This is a genomic window from Falsiroseomonas oryzae (assembly GCF_027856955.1).
GTDB lineage: Bacteria > Pseudomonadota > Alphaproteobacteria > Acetobacterales > Acetobacteraceae > Falsiroseomonas > Falsiroseomonas oryzae.
The window spans coordinates 1-13,559 of record NZ_JAPSMD010000116.1; the positions used below are offsets into that span (position 1 = coordinate 1).

Sequence of the window (13,559 nt, forward strand, 5' to 3'; positions counted from 1 at the left end):
GGCCGCCCTGCGGGAGGTGCTGCGCCTGCACGACCTGCGCGATTCGGCGGAGACGCGCGCGGCCATCGCCTCGCTGCTCGAGGTGACGGCGGCGCCCGGCGCAGCGCGCCTGCCGGCCGGGCCGCGCGGCATGGGCGGGTCGTTCTGCCGCGGGCTCGACGTGACGCTCACCTTCGACCAGCGCGGCTGGCAGACCGGCGGGCTCTATGTGCTGGCCTCGGTGCTCGACCGCTTCCTGGCGCTGCACGCCACGGTCAACTCCTTCGTTCGGACGCGCGCCGTGCTGCGGGGCGCGACCGGCAACGCGGCGTCCTGGCCGGCGCGGGCGGGCTGGCGCGTGCTGCTGTGAAGCCGCTTCCGTCCGCGCTCGATCGCCTGGCGTCGGAGCCCGAGAGCTTCTCCTTCGACGCGGCGATGCGGCTGCTCTGCGCCGACCGCGAGACCGACCAGCCGGCCGAGGCCGCGCGCTTCCACGCGCCGCACGGCCTGGCCTTCCCGCCCGGCGACGTGCTGCGCCTCTCGGCCGGGGAGGGCGCCGCGCCACCCTCGCTCACCGTCGGGCTGATCGGGCTGACCGGTCCGTCCGGCGTACTGCCGCGGCACTATTCGGAAGCGGTGGTGCAGCAGGTGCGCAGCCGCGCGCGCAGCCTGCCGGACTTCCTCGATCTGCTGGCGCAGCGGCTGGTCGCGCATTTCGCCGCGGCCGGCGCGAAGTACCGCATGCATCGTGCGGCCGACATGGCGCTGCTGGCGCGTACCCCGGACCAGGGGCCGGATGAGGGCAAGGTGGCCGCGGTGCTGCTGGCGCTGGCGGGCCACGGCACGCCGCACCTGGCGGATCGGCTGGCCGCCGGGCCGGAGCCGCTGATGCACTATGCCGGGCTGTTCGCGATGCGCCCGCGCTCGGCGGAACGCTTGCGGGCGCTGGTCTCCGACTGGCTGGGCCAGACGGTGGAGGTGGTGCAGTTCGCCGGCGCCTGGCTCGCCCTGCCGCCGGACCAGCGCACGCGCCTGCCGGTGGGCATCGGCAGCGGGCAGCATGCGCGGCTCGGCGTGGATGCCGCGATCGGGGTGCGGGCCTGGGACGCCTCGGCGCGGGTGGTGCTGCGGCTCGGCCCGCTGGATGGCCCGGCCTTCGATGCGCTGCTGCCGGACCGGCCCGCCCTGGCGCGCCTCGTCTCGCTGGTGCGGGCCTTCCTGGGCTCGGAGACCGGCTTCGCGGTGAACCCGGTGGTCGCCGCCGCCGCGGTGCCGCCGCTGCGCCTGGACTCCGCCGCGGATCCGGCGCCGCGGCTGGGCTGGAACACCTGGCTGCCGACCGCCGGCCGCCGCGAGGACGGCACGGAGCCGCTGTTCGAGGCCGAGGTGGTCGAAGGCTTCCATCACGCGAGAGGCGCTGCCGCATGAGCTGGGGCGACGGCTACGTCACCGACATCAACTACGACGCCGGCTACTACCGGGAACAATCGCCCGCCCATCTGCGCCTGGCCTGCCTGCTGTGCGGCGTCGCCTGGGACGTGCCGGAGGAAGGCGCGCACTACCTGGAACTCGGCTGCGGGCAGGGGATGGGCGCGCTGGTCGTCGCCGCCGCCAACCCGTCCTGGCGCGTCACGGCGATCGACTTCCACCCCGCGCATATCGCCGCCGCCCGCGCGCTGGCGCGGGAAGCGGGCCTGACCAACGTCACCTTCCTCGAGGCCGACCTGTCCGACTTCGCGGAAAGCGCGGCCGCCGCCGCGCTGCCGGAGGCCGACATCGTCACCTCCCACGGCGTCTGGAGCTGGGTCTCGCCCACGGTGCGCGCCGGCATCGTGCGGCTGCTGCGCGCGAAGCTGCGCGCCGGCGGCGTGGCGCATCTCAGCTACAACGCGCTGCCGGGCTGGCAGGGCATGCTGGCGATGCAGCGCCTGGTGCGCGAGACCGGGCTGCGCCTGGCGCAGCGCAGCGACCGCCAGGCGCAGGCAGGCTTCGAGGTACTTCACGAACTTGTGAAGGCGGAAGCCTCCACCCTGACCGGCGACGCCCGCCTGACCGCGTGGCTGCGGGGCATCGGCAACTACTCCGCCACCTACCTCGCGCATGAATTCATGAACGGCCACTGGTCCCCCTGCTGGCATTCCGACGTGGTCGCCGCGCTGTCGGAGGCGCGGCTGGAATTCGTCGGCTCCGGCATGCTGCTCGACAACTTCCCCGAGCTCGGCATGACCGCCGCGCAGCGCGCGATCTACGAACGCTTCGAGGATTCGCAGACGCGGGAGCTGGTGAAGGATGTCTGCCTCGGCCGGACCTTGCGCCACGACGTCTTCGTGCGCGGCGCGCGGCGGATGGGCGCGGCCGGCCGCGACGCGGCGCTGCGGGAGCTGACGCTCGCGCTCTGCATCCCGGCCGACCGCGTCGTGCTGGAGGTGCAGGTCGCGGCGGGGAAGGCGCAGCTGGCCAAGGAATTCTACGGGCCCGTGGTGCGCATGCTGGCCGAGGGGCCGGCGGCGGTCGGCGCGCTGCTGAAGGCGCCGGGCGCCGTCGCGACGAAGGAGAATCCGGCGGAACTCGCCGGGCTGCTGACCGGCACGCGGCAGGCGGTGCCGGTCTGGCGTCCTGGTGCGCCGGCATCGGACAGCGTGCTGCGGCTGAACGCCGCGCTGGCGCGCCGCATGGGCGCGGCGGAGAATCTGAGCCGTCCCGTCGCGGCGGCGAGCGCGGCGCTGGGCGCGGGCATGCCGTGCTCCGTCGGCGACCTCTTCGTCGCCGGGCGCGCGCTGGCCGGCGATGACGGCGCGGATGTCGCGCCCTGGGTCGCGACGCTTGGCAGCGCGCTGGACGAGGAGAACCAGGGACGGCTGCGCGAAGCGCTGGAACGGGCGCGCGACCAGATGCTGCCGCTGCTGCGGCAGCTGGGCTGCCTGCCCGCGTGATGCGTGGCGAAATGACAGCGCGAGCTGGATGTGCTTCACTCAACCCAGGTGTGATGACGAACGGGAGGGCAGGGATGCGCCAGGGTATCGCGATGGCCGGCATCGTCGCCGTGCTGCTGGGTGGTGTCGCCCTGTCGGGCGATGCGGGCGCGCAGCAGAACCCGAACTCGCAGCAGATCATCGATGCGCTGCGTCCCGGCGGAAACATCCTCGGCGGCCAGACGCGCGGCATCCGGCCCGTGACGCCGGCCGCCCCGGCACAGACCGCACCCGCCGGCGCGCCGCAGGCACAGACCGCGCCGCCGCAGCCGGCCGATGGCGCGGCGCCCTCGGTCAACCTGACGGTGAACTTCGCGACCGGCTCTGCGGAGCTGACGCCGCAGGCGCGCCGCACGCTGGACGAGTTGGGCCGCGCGCTGTCGAGTCCCGACCTCGCGGCCTTCCGCTTCCGCGTCGAGGGCCACACGGACACCGTCGGCAGCGCGCCGCTGAACCAGACGCTCTCGGAGCGTCGCGCCGCCGCGGTGGTGCGCTATCTCTCCGCGCAGTTCGGCATCGCCGGGCAGCGACTGGAGGCCGCGGGCCGTGGCGAGAGCGAGCCCCTGGTGCCGACCGGCGATAACGTCAACGAGCCGCGGAACCGCCGCGTGCAGGTCATCAACATCGGCAGCTGACCGCTCGCGGCCCAGACACGCCGCGATGGCGCCGCACGGCGAGGACGAGACGGTTGTGCTGCGGCGGCCCGTGCGGCCGCAGCCGCAGCCGCGGCGCTCTCGCCTTCCCCTTCTGCTCGCCGGTACGGCCCTGCTGGCGGTGGTTGGCCTGACGTCATTGATGCTGCTGCGGCCGGGCCTGCTGCCCGTGCCGGGGCTGGCGCCGCCCTCCGCACCGCAGGTCGTCCCGCGCACGCCCTCGCCGCCGGGCCTCCCCTCAGTGCTACCCGCACCGGCGGAGCGCTTCGCGCTGGCCACCGAGGCCGAGATCCTCGCCAACGCCGCGCCGGAACTCGTCATCCGGCGCTTCGCCGGCAACCCGGCCGTGCTGGTGCTGGACTTCCCGACGCTGGGCGAGCAGGCGCGGATGCTGAACCGCGTGGCGGCGCTGGTGGAGAAGGCCGGGCTGCCGCGCGACCGCGTGCTGGACGATGCCGCGCTGGAGCGGGCGGTGATCGCCGGCGGCACCACGGCGGAGACCTTCTACTACGGCCACAACTACCGCGCCGCGGACCTCGCGCGCTTCTTCGCGCTGGCGGACCGCGACGGCGTGCGGCTGAATCCCGACGAGGAGCGGCTGCGCGCCCTGGCACGCGAACTCGGCTGGCTGCGACTGGATGCGGGCGGCGCGCTGGTCTCGGTGCCGCATGCCGGGGCGGAGGCCTGGCTGGATGCGCGCGCCCGCGCGGCGATGCTGCGCCACGAGCTCTCGCACGGCGAGTTCTTCACCAACCCGGCCTACGCCGCCGTGGTCTGGCGGTTCTGGCAGGACCTGCTTTCCGAGGAGGAACGCGCGCGCTTCCGCGCCATGCTCTCCGAGGCGTCGTACGACCCGGCGCTGGAGGAGGTCATGGCCAACGAGGCGCATGCCTTCCTGTTCCACACGCCTGACGAGCGCTTCTTCAACGCCGCCGCGCTCGGCTTCACGCCGGAGCGTGTCGCGGCCCTGCGCGCCGCATTCGTCGCGTCGCTGCCGCCGGGCTGGCTGCGGGACGCGATGGCGCGCTGACCGGCACGGCGACGCCAGCGGGCGTCGCCATGCCGTGTCGCGCTCAGTAGCTCGGGCGGACGGTGACGGTCGGCGGCGCGGGCGCCGGCGTCACCACCGTCGCGGGCGCCTGCTGCGGCACCAGCACCGTCGCCTGCTGCGGCGGGCGCTCCCGCTCGACATAGGTGCAGGCGCCGAGCGTGGCGGCCGAGAAAGCCAGGGCGGCCAGGCTAGCGAGGCGGGAAACAGACATGCGTTCGTCCTCCTTCTCCAACGAGGTGCCATAACCAACGCGCGCAGCCTGCGTGTCGTTCGCCCCGGGTGATATTTCCGTGACGCGTTTCACGCCGGCGCGGCGTGCCGCGTTCCGTCGGCATCGCCACAGCCCATGGAGGCCGCCGATGCAGACCCTGCCCGCCCGCATCCTCACGGCATTCGTCGTCGCCCTGGCCTGCGCCGGCACGCCGCATGCGCAGGAGGCGGCAACCGGCACGGTCACGATCGAGCAGCCGCCGCCGAGGCCGCGCGGCATCACGATCGAGCAGGATGGCCGCCCGCTGACCGGCACCGTCCCGCCCGGCGCGGCCGTGGATGTCTCCGGCGCGAACGTCGTGGTGGTGGAGGAGACGCCGCGCGCGACCCGGCTCACCGTGCGCAACGACGTGCTGTTCGACTTCGACAAGGCTGAGCTGCGGCCGGAGGCGGCGGAGGCGCTCGGCCGCGTCGCCGAGATCATCCGTCAGCGGCAGCCCCGCGCCGTGCGCATCGTGGGCCACACCGACGCCATCGGCTCCGACGCCTACAACCAGGCGCTGTCGGAACGCCGGGCGCGGAGCGTGGAGCGCTGGCTGGCAGGCCAGGGCGGCGGGCTGCCGCCGATGCAGGCGACCGGCCGCGGCGAGGCGGAGCCCGTCGCGTCGAACACCGCCCCCGACGGCCGCGACGACCCCGAGGGGCGCCAGCGGAACCGCCGGGTGGAAGTGCTGCTCGAGCGTTGAGGCGGGCTCATGCCGGCGTGCGTTCTCGGTGACTCGGGAACGCCTTCAAGCACCAGCGCGGCGCATCAGCGCCGCTCGGCTTCGCCGCACTTGCGGCGGCGCCCGGTCGGGCGCTCGGCCGGCGTGTAGAACGCCGGCCGCCACCGGATCACCAGAAAGGCTCGGCGGAATCAGTTCAGGAAGGGATTGCGCCCGCGGGCCGGCGCCTGGGCCGGCCCGAAATGCGTGGCGAGATAGTTCACGATGGTGTCGCGGAACTCGCCTTCCAGCGGATTCATGCCGTGCTTCTCGCTCATCCAGTCCATCAACCCGTCCCACTGATCACGGCTGAGGCGGTTGCGCCGGATCAGCGCCGTGTTGTGGCACACGGTGCAGTAGGCGAAGGTCTCGGACCGGCCCTCGCCGTCAGGCAGGACGGTTTCTTCCTCCGCCGCGCCCTCGATGGCGCGGGCCGCGTCGGCCTGGTCCTGGCGGTCCTGCGCCAGGGCCACGCCGATGCCGAGCGCGGCGATGGCCGCGACAAGGATCATCGCCCGCATCAGCCCACCAGGATCGCCGCGCGGCTGATCGGGTTGGCGCCGTAGCCCTGCGGGTTCCAGTTCGCCGCGGCGTGCGGCTGCATGCGGCCGTCGCTGTCGGTCGCGCGGTACCAGATCTCGTAGTAGCCGTCGGAGGGCAGCGTCACGCGGCCGGTCCAGCGCTGCCAGGCATGGCGGTTGGCCGGCGCGGCCACCTGCATCGTCGTCCAGGTCGCGCCGAAATCCACGCTGACATCCACCGCGCGCACCGTTAGGTCGCCGGCCCAGGCGGCGCCGCGCAGGTCCAGGCTTCGCGTGCCCGCCGGCAGCCGCGTGCCATGCGCGTGCGAGGACAGGATGGAGCGCACGGGCATGCTCTCCATCTCCGCGAAGTCGGCGCCGTTGCTGTTGCTGCCAGGCACGATCGGCCGCACCGGGATGCGGTAGGAGGTGCCGCCCATGCCCGCGCCGTCATGCACCCGGTCGCGGATCCAGATGCGCGTCAGCCATTTCTGGCTCAGGCTGCCCGGCCAGCCCGGGGTGATCAGGCGCACCGGCGCGCCGTGGATGTGCGGGATCGGCTGGCCGTTCATGCGGAAGGCGATCAGCGTGTCCTCGTCCATCGCCTTCGCCAGCCGCATGCCGCGCGCGATGGCGGGACGGTCGGCCGCGCCGGAAAGATGCGGGTCGGCGCCGTAATGCCCCGTGAACACCGCTGAGGGCTTGAGGCCAGCCGCCTGCAGCACGTCGCGCAGGCGCACACCCGTCCATTCGGCATTGCTGATGGCGCCGTTGCCCCATTGGTTGCCGCGGGTCTGCGGCGCGAAGAAGGCCCGCCCGTTGCCGCCGCATTCCATCTGCAATTGGCGCGTCACCACGGGGAAGCGCGCTTCCAACTCGCCCAGGGTGAGTTCGAGCGGCGTGTTCACCTCGCCGTCGATGCGGATCTTCCAGGTCCGCGGGTCGCCGGACAGCGCTTCCGGTACGCCGCCGTTGTTGCGGATGAAGTGGTTGGCGTAGCTCGTCACCGGCTCGTCCAGCAGGTGCTCCGGCGTCTCCGCGACCAGTGGGCGCTCGCCCTGGAGGATCAGCGGCGCCTTGCCTTCCATGCGCAGCACCTGCGGTGCGCCGCTGCCGGCGGTGCCCTGTGCCGCGGCGGGGCGGGCGAAAAGGGCGGGCAGCGTGCCTTCCGGCATCGAGTGCGCGAAGGGAATGGCGCCGCCCAAGGCGGCGCCCATCGCAGCCAGCGCCGTCCCCTTCAGCGCGCCGCGCCGCCCGAAGGCGAGGGCGTCGGCCCGTTCCGGATCGTCGCGGTAGAGTTCCTGGATGGACCTCTCGGTCCTGCCGTGTCGTGCGGCCATCACCATTTCCTCCCGGTCACGTTCTTCGTTGCAGGGATCTTCATAAGCAGCCCTGCAATGTGGCGGCAAGAGGACCGCCCGACGCTCAGGCCGCCTGGTTACGCATATGGAGCGCAAGCTGCTCGACTCGGGGCAGCACGGCGGCGTCCAGCGCCGGGTCGTCGCGGACCTGCTCGGCCCAGGCCTGGCGGAAGCAGAGCAACCAGCCGGCGATCTCGGCCTCCCCGATCGGGACGTGCAGATGGCGGGCGCGCAGCATCGGGGGCCCGCGCCGCTCCAGGAACAGCGGCGGTCCGCCGAGCCAGAAGGACAGGTACTCGAAAAACTTCTGCTCCGACGCCTCAAGGCTGTCGGGGTGGATCGCGCGGCAGGCCGCGGCCTCCGGCAGTTCGTCCATCAGGGCGTAGAAGCGGCGGGTCAGGCGCCGCAGCCCGGCTTCGCCACCGAGCCGTTCGTAGGGTGTCCGTCCGGTCACGCGGGATCCGGGCAGAACACCTCCCGAAGCGTGGCGATCAGCTTGGAGACGCGCGGATCGGCGATGCGGTAGTGGATGGTCGTGCCGGTGCGCCGCGTCGCGACCAGTCCATCCTCACGCAGCTTCGCCAGATGCTGCGACACGGCGGGTTGCGAAAGCGCCACGCGTTCGGCGAGGCGCCCGACATGGGCCTCGCCTTCCACGATCAGCGTGCAGAGCAGGATCAGCCGCCGCTCATTGGCGAGCAGCCTGAGCATCGCCGCGGCTTCCGCGGCGTGCTCTTCCATCAATGCCAGGTCGCTCGCTTCGCCGACGAGCCCCGAATCTTCAAGGTAGCGCATGGGCGATGCTTAGCGGTCCGGCCAAGCAACTCGCAAGGTGCGTTCATGTTTCAGTTCATGTTTCAGGGCTTACGTCCCGGGCGTCAGGGGAGCTTTCAGCAGTTATGGGGCGAGTATAGTTACGAAAAACGAACGACCTGAAATCGTTACAGACTCCGCCGTCTCTGTTGGCCTCCGGAACGACAATCCCCAGGTTGCGCTGAGTGAATCGGTCGCCGCCCTGCGCGACGAGAACGCAAACCTCTTCGTTCCGAAGTGCCAATTCTGAGGCGCCATGTTCGAAGCGCAGGGATCGGCCTGCTGCGCCTGCCCCTCAGAGGGATCCGAGTGCGGCGACACCCATGCGCGCCAGAGTACCGAGCGCCCGTCGCAATCAATTCGAAGCGGATATGTTCAACACACCAAGACGGCTGTATCGCCTCCCATAGCCAGATCTCGGCATGAATTTCTTGAGGAAATCGCGAAACATAGTGGCGCTCGAGAATCTGAACTGACCGAAGTTGGGATCGAAGAACACGTAAAGCGACCTGTTCGCTGTCACATAGCAGCCCATCGCATGCGCGCCCCCGTTGGCCTTGTTGGGCGAGTCAAGACCAAGATAATTGTATCCCGCGATTGTGCCGATCAAATCAACCATCAACTCCGCATTTTTCTCAATTTGCATGGAATTTAGCCCATCGCCGCCGGGTGTCAGACCGTACTGTGCGACGTTACGGACCAGCGCATAATCCACGGCCCACCACTGCTTGTTGCCTTGAGCATTATAGTTATCGATTACCCGAGACTGCTCATCCATCATTTGCTTGAGCAGGTTGAACACTGGCCCGACAGTGGCGGATTTGCCGACCCGCTGTGGACACGCCTTCTCCGCCGGTCCAAACCATTCGAGGAAGTTTTCGCCGGCGAAGCCCTTCTTGATCCACATCACGGAAAGGGCGTGGCACCAGCCCTTGTTCACCGACTTCCCGCCGACGATGACACGGATGTCGAGCGACTGATCGTACTGCCAGTCGCAAGACCCTCCAACTTCCTCGGCATTCACCTTGGCTTCGACGAACGTGTAGGGCATCGAAGGCTCCTGGCGACCGGTGGCGCATTGTCCAGCAGCAGAACCGGGTCAGAGCGATACGATACCGTAAGGTCGCGCTGGCTTGTCAACACGCTCGAAGGAGGACAGCTCAGCCCTTCCGGCGAGGAACCTCCGGCAGCGGCGACGCAAGCTCGAACAGCATCGCTGCACCGGACTCGGCAGCTGGTTCCGGCTGCGCTTTCGCTCGCGCGCGCTTCGGCTTCGCGGCAGGTTCGGCGGTGTCCGGGAGCGGTTCGGGCGCGCGCACCATCTCGACGGCCAACGGCACGCGTCGCGTCGCCGGCGCCGCCGGGGCGATGCTGTCCAGCGCCTCCGACAGGTCGGCGATCAGGTCCGCCACATCCTCGAGGCCGACTGAGAAGCGGATGGTGCCATCCGTGATGCCAAGCTTCGCGCGCTCCTCCGCGCCGACGCGCATGTGGGTGGTGGTTGCCGGATGGGTGACGAGCGACTTGGAGTCGCCCAGGTTGTTCGACACGTCGATGATGCGCAGCGCGTTCATGAAGCGGAACGCCGCGTCCTTGCCGCCCTTGACGTCGAAGGTGACGAGGCTGCCGCCGGCCGCCATCTGCGCCTTGGCCAGCGCCTGCTGCGGATGGTCGACGCGGAAGGGGTAGAGCACGCGCGCCACCTCGCTCCGCTCCGCCAGGAAGTCGGCGATGGCGGCAGCGGAACGGCACATCGCCGGCAGGCGCAGGTGCAGCGTCTCCAGACCCTTCAGGATGACCCAGGCGTTGAAGGGCGACATGGCCGGCCCGGTGTTCCGCACGAAGGGCTGCAGCACCTCGTCCACCCACTTCTTCCGGCCCAGCACCGCGCCGCCCAGCACGCGGCCCTGGCCGTCCATGTGCTTGGTGCAGGAATAGACGACGACGTCGGCGCCGAACTGCAGCGGCTTCTGCAGCAGCGGCGTGGCGAAGACGTTGTCCACCACCACGACCGCGCCGGCCGCATGCGCCAGGTCGCACACCGCCGCGAGGTCCACCATCTCCAGCATCGGATTCGACGGCGTCTCGAGCAGGACGAGGTTGGCCGGCTTGGCCAGCGCGCGCTGCCACTGGCCGAGATCGCCGCAATCGACGAACTCCGCCTGGATGCCGTAGCGCGGCAGCAGGGTGGAGACGATCCAGTGGCAGGAGCCGAACAGCGCGCGGCTGGCCACCACGCGATCGCCGGTCTTGAGATGGGACAGCATCGCGGCGTGCACCGCCGCCATGCCCGTCGCGGTCAGGCGGCACGCCTCGGCGCCCTCCAGCAGGCAGAGCCGCTGCTCCAGCATCGACAGCGTGGGGTTGGCGAAGCGCGAATACTGGAAGTGGTCGGCGGTGCCGAGGAAGGTCGCCTCGGCCTGCTCGGCGCTGTCGTACACGAAGCCCGAGGTCAGGAAGAGCGCCTCGGAGGTCTCGTCATAGCCCGAGCGCATGGTGCCGCCGCGGACGAGCTGCGTGGCGGGGCGGAGGGGGCGGTCGGGCAGGGTCTTGGCCATCCGGGACACCTTCTGGGCGGCGTCGCCGGGGATCCGGCTGCACCGCGCGGCTAGGGCGTCCGACCCCCTGAACGGGGCGCGGGAAGGCCGGCAAATGCCTCCCGACGGCCGTTTAGCGCGCTTCTTTTCGGCGGTCGGACCGCCGCCCGGTGGATCCGGGACCTCGCCGCAAGCAGGCCGGACAAATCGCGAGGACGGTCCTGCTTAGGACCGTGTCCCGGGCCCGGTCAAGGCGGGCGGCTCGGGCGTCGCAGGTGCAGCCGGCGCCGCCGCGTGCCGGCATTCCTGCATCCGGCGCCTGCAACCTTGGGCGTTCCGTCGCGGCAGAAAAATATCGCAGAAGATAGGCGCTCGGCCGGATGATCTGCTGTTTCCGGACGGTTTCATCGGAGCCGATCCTGGCGAAACAGATGAAACCGGCGCGAAACAGAAGCCGGCGGGGCGCCGACCAACCCCTGTCCCGAAAGGACCCCGACCATGCCGACCGGCCCCGGCTTCTCCACCCCCGAACCCGTGCCTGGCACGAACGGCAACGACACGCTCTACGACACGCGCTTCTGGACCTCGGTCCAGGCCGGCGATGGCAACGACGTGATCATCGCCCACGAACTGTTCGACTGGACCACCGACACCTCCGACATCTTCAACGGCGGCGCCGGTATCGACACCGTCTCCTACATCCAGACGGAGGCCTACCAGGGCCCGACCATCTCGCACATGCACTACGGCGTTGATGTCGACCTCGAGGTCGGCCTCGCCCAGCGCAAGTTCCTCAACTACTTCATCAACCCCGACGGACTGATCTCCATCGAGAACGTCGTCGGCTCGGTCGGGCCCGACACGCTGCGCGGCAGCACGGCTGCCAACCAGCTGTGGGGCCACGACGGCAACGACATGCTCTTCGGCCGCGACGGCAACGACACCCTCTATGGCGGCCAGGGCAACGACTACGTCTCCGGCGGCAACCACGACGACCAGGTGCATGGCGAAGCCGGCAACGACACGCTCTACGGCGACGGCGGCCACGACACGATCACCGGCGGCGACGGTGCCGACCGTCTGTACGGCGGCGGCGGCCACGACCGGATGAATGGGGGCGCCGGCAACGACTACCTCAACGGCAATGCCGGCACCGACACCGCCGTATTCGACACCGCCGGCAGCGTGCAGGTGAATCTCGGCCTCGGCATCTCCGCCGGGGCGCTCGGCAACGACACGCTGGTCGGGATGGAGAACGTCACCACCGGCACGGGCGGCGACGTGATCTTCGGCAGCGCGATCGCCAACCGGCTGGAGGCGGGTGCCGGCAACGACCACGTCGATGGCAGCGCCGGCAACGATACGGTGCTGGGCGGCGCGGGCGCGGACAGCATCCTGGGCGGGTCCGGCAACGATTCGCTCCGCGGCGACGACAACAACGCGCAGCAGGGCGACGACGTGATCTCCGGCGGCGACGGCGCCGACACGATCAACGGCTTCCGCGGCGAGAACACGATACGCGGCGGCGAGGGGGCGGACGTCATCCTGCTCGGCGTGGATGCCGACGTGCTGCGCTGGCAGGCCGGCGATGTGGGCATGGACGAGGTCTACTACTTCGACCTGGCCGAGGACCGCCTCTCGCTCGCCTCCTCGCTGTTCGGCGATGCGCTGCCGCCCGGCGGCGACGTGCAGGACGCGCTGCTGGTGTTCAACGCGCCCGGGATCGGTTGCATCCTGTTCGCCGACACCGAAGCCCACGGCATGACGGCGATCGCCCGCTTCCATGGCGTGAGCGAGGCGGCGCTGGAGGCGGCGATCGCCAACGGCAGCCTGTTCACCGCGCAGGTCGGGACGCTGGGCGGCGGCGGGCCGGACGGGCTGTTCGGCTGAGCGGCGCCCGTCGGGTTCCGTCGGCGGGCCGGACCCGCCGGCGGCCCGCCAGCCTTGCCGCTGGGGGGCGCCCTCGCTATCTTCGCAAGGGTGCGGGCGTAGTTCAGAGGTAGAACGTCAGCTTCCCAAGCTGAATGTCGTGGGTTCGATTCCCATCGCCCGCTCCAGTCCTGCCCCCTTCACCCCAGCCTTTCGTCCTGCGGCGCCAGCACCGTCGCCAGGTCGCGCAGCAGCGGCTTGTTGGGGAGCGGGTCGAGCCGCATGGCGCGCGGCTCGAGCCGGGCCGTGCAGGCGTACACCACGCGGCCGTCCAGCAGCATCATGCATTCCTTGCAGGCATTGGCGTTGAGGCAGGCGTAGCGGAAGGCCAGCGTCGGATCGGCCTCGGCGCGCAGCCGGCGCAGCGCGTCCAGCACGGACTCGCCGGGCTCGTAGGCCACCTCGAACGCGTCGTGGCGCGGCGCCTCGCCGGGGCCGCCGCGATGGACCAGCAGCGTCGCGACAGGCATCAGGCGGCGACCTGCTGCTGCATCAGGTGCGGACGCTGGCCGCCTGCCGGCATCGTGAGCGCCTGGCTGAACGCCCAGGCCGCGTCCTGCCCGGGCATGTCCTCGCGCTGGTGCGCGCCGCGGCTTTCCGTGCGGGCGGCGGCGGCCTGAACCACGGCATCCGCCACCAGCAGCATCTGCCGCAGGTCGAACCAGTCGAGCCGCGCCAGGTCGTGCGCCACGCCCGGCCGGCCGGGCGGCGCCCCGCCCATTTCGGCGCGCAGCGCCTCCAGCGTGTCCGCGGCGCGGGCCAGGCCGGC

14 protein-coding genes, 1 tRNA gene and 2 pseudogenes are annotated in these 13,559 nt (G+C 71.1%); 8 read left to right on the top strand and 9 right to left on the bottom strand.

Translation table 11 applies throughout. The features are described from left to right. The 5 genes from OZN99_RS13335 to OZN99_RS13355 all read left to right on the top strand — a co-directional run. A partial coding sequence (locus tag OZN99_RS13335) for a type VI secretion system baseplate subunit TssF (RefSeq protein ID WP_270935735.1) occupies positions 1-349 on the top strand: 349 nt, incomplete at its 5' end. After that, positions 346-1,407, top strand: a complete 1,062-nt coding sequence (gene tssG, locus OZN99_RS13340) for a type VI secretion system baseplate subunit TssG (RefSeq protein ID WP_270935736.1) — start codon at positions 346-348, stop codon at positions 1,405-1,407. The genes OZN99_RS13335 and tssG, both read left to right, overlap by 4 nt. Beyond that, on the top strand, positions 1,404-2,912 hold the full coding sequence (locus OZN99_RS13345) for a class I SAM-dependent methyltransferase (RefSeq protein ID WP_270935737.1): 1,509 nt from the start codon (positions 1,404-1,406) through the stop codon (positions 2,910-2,912). The genes tssG and OZN99_RS13345 overlap by 4 nt, the downstream gene beginning before the upstream one ends. Positions 2,913-2,986: 74 nt before the next feature. Then, positions 2,987-3,586 (top strand): OmpA family protein, encoded by a 600-nt coding sequence (locus OZN99_RS13350; protein ID WP_270935738.1) that lies wholly within the window; start codon positions 2,987-2,989, stop codon positions 3,584-3,586. A 25-nt stretch (positions 3,587-3,611) separates the two neighbouring features. Then, positions 3,612-4,634 (top strand): hypothetical protein, encoded by a 1,023-nt coding sequence (locus OZN99_RS13355; protein WP_270935739.1) that lies wholly within the window; start codon positions 3,612-3,614, stop codon positions 4,632-4,634. A 43-nt stretch (positions 4,635-4,677) separates the two neighbouring features. Here OZN99_RS13355 and OZN99_RS13360 read toward each other — a convergent pair whose 3' ends face one another. Beyond that, positions 4,678-4,866, bottom strand: a complete 189-nt coding sequence (locus tag OZN99_RS13360) for a hypothetical protein (RefSeq protein WP_270935740.1) — start codon at positions 4,864-4,866, stop codon at positions 4,678-4,680. Between the two features lie 148 nt (positions 4,867-5,014). Here OZN99_RS13360 and OZN99_RS13365 point away from each other — a divergent pair, with 148 nt between their 5' ends. Continuing rightward, on the top strand, positions 5,015-5,611 hold the full coding sequence (locus tag OZN99_RS13365; protein WP_270935741.1) for an OmpA family protein: 597 nt from the start codon (positions 5,015-5,017) through the stop codon (positions 5,609-5,611). A gap of 170 nt (positions 5,612-5,781) precedes the next feature. Here OZN99_RS13365 and OZN99_RS13370 read toward each other — a convergent pair whose 3' ends face one another. The 6 genes and pseudogenes from OZN99_RS13370 to metZ all read right to left on the bottom strand — a co-directional run. Continuing rightward, the gene (locus OZN99_RS13370) at positions 5,782-6,141 is read right to left on the bottom strand and encodes a hypothetical protein (RefSeq protein ID WP_270935742.1); all 360 of its coding nucleotides are present in this window, start codon (positions 6,139-6,141) and stop codon (positions 5,782-5,784) included. Positions 6,142-6,149: 8 nt separating this feature from the next. Beyond that, positions 6,150-7,490, bottom strand: coding sequence for a sulfite oxidase (locus tag OZN99_RS13375; RefSeq protein WP_270935743.1), 1,341 nt, complete (start codon positions 7,488-7,490; stop codon positions 6,150-6,152). Between the two features lie 85 nt (positions 7,491-7,575). After that, on the bottom strand, positions 7,576-7,965 hold the full coding sequence (locus OZN99_RS13380; RefSeq protein WP_270935744.1) for a group II truncated hemoglobin: 390 nt from the start codon (positions 7,963-7,965) through the stop codon (positions 7,576-7,578). Next, positions 7,962-8,306, bottom strand: a complete 345-nt coding sequence (locus tag OZN99_RS13385; protein ID WP_270935745.1) for an ArsR/SmtB family transcription factor — start codon at positions 8,304-8,306, stop codon at positions 7,962-7,964. Before OZN99_RS13385 ends, OZN99_RS13380 begins: the two co-directional genes overlap by 4 nt. 373 nt (positions 8,307-8,679) lie before the next feature. Beyond that, positions 8,680-9,375 carry a YopT-type cysteine protease domain-containing protein gene (locus tag OZN99_RS13390; RefSeq protein ID WP_270935746.1) on the bottom strand — a complete coding sequence of 232 codons (696 nt, stop codon included), beginning with the start codon at positions 9,373-9,375 and terminating at the stop codon, positions 8,680-8,682. A gap of 313 nt (positions 9,376-9,688) precedes the next feature. Next, positions 9,689-10,882, bottom strand: a pseudogene (gene metZ, locus OZN99_RS13395) (O-succinylhomoserine sulfhydrylase); the annotation flags it as partial. Positions 10,883-11,359: 477 nt separating this feature from the next. Between metZ and OZN99_RS13400 the strand changes: the two are divergent. Further along, entirely contained in the window at positions 11,360-12,751 is a 1,392-nt protein-coding gene (locus tag OZN99_RS13400) for a calcium-binding protein (protein ID WP_270935747.1), read from the top strand. A gap of 92 nt (positions 12,752-12,843) precedes the next feature. Further along, positions 12,844-12,918, top strand: a tRNA-Gly gene (locus OZN99_RS13405). 12 nt (positions 12,919-12,930) lie between these two features. On the opposite strand, the gene OZN99_RS13410 is transcribed toward OZN99_RS13405, so the two are convergent. Both OZN99_RS13410 and OZN99_RS13415 read right to left on the bottom strand, forming a co-directional pair. After that, positions 12,931-13,260 (bottom strand): 2Fe-2S iron-sulfur cluster-binding protein, encoded by a 330-nt coding sequence (locus OZN99_RS13410; protein WP_270935748.1) that lies wholly within the window; start codon positions 13,258-13,260, stop codon positions 12,931-12,933. Continuing rightward, positions 13,260-13,559 (bottom strand): annotated as a pseudogene (locus OZN99_RS13415) (hypothetical protein); the annotation flags it as partial. The gene OZN99_RS13410 and the pseudogene OZN99_RS13415, both read right to left, overlap by 1 nt.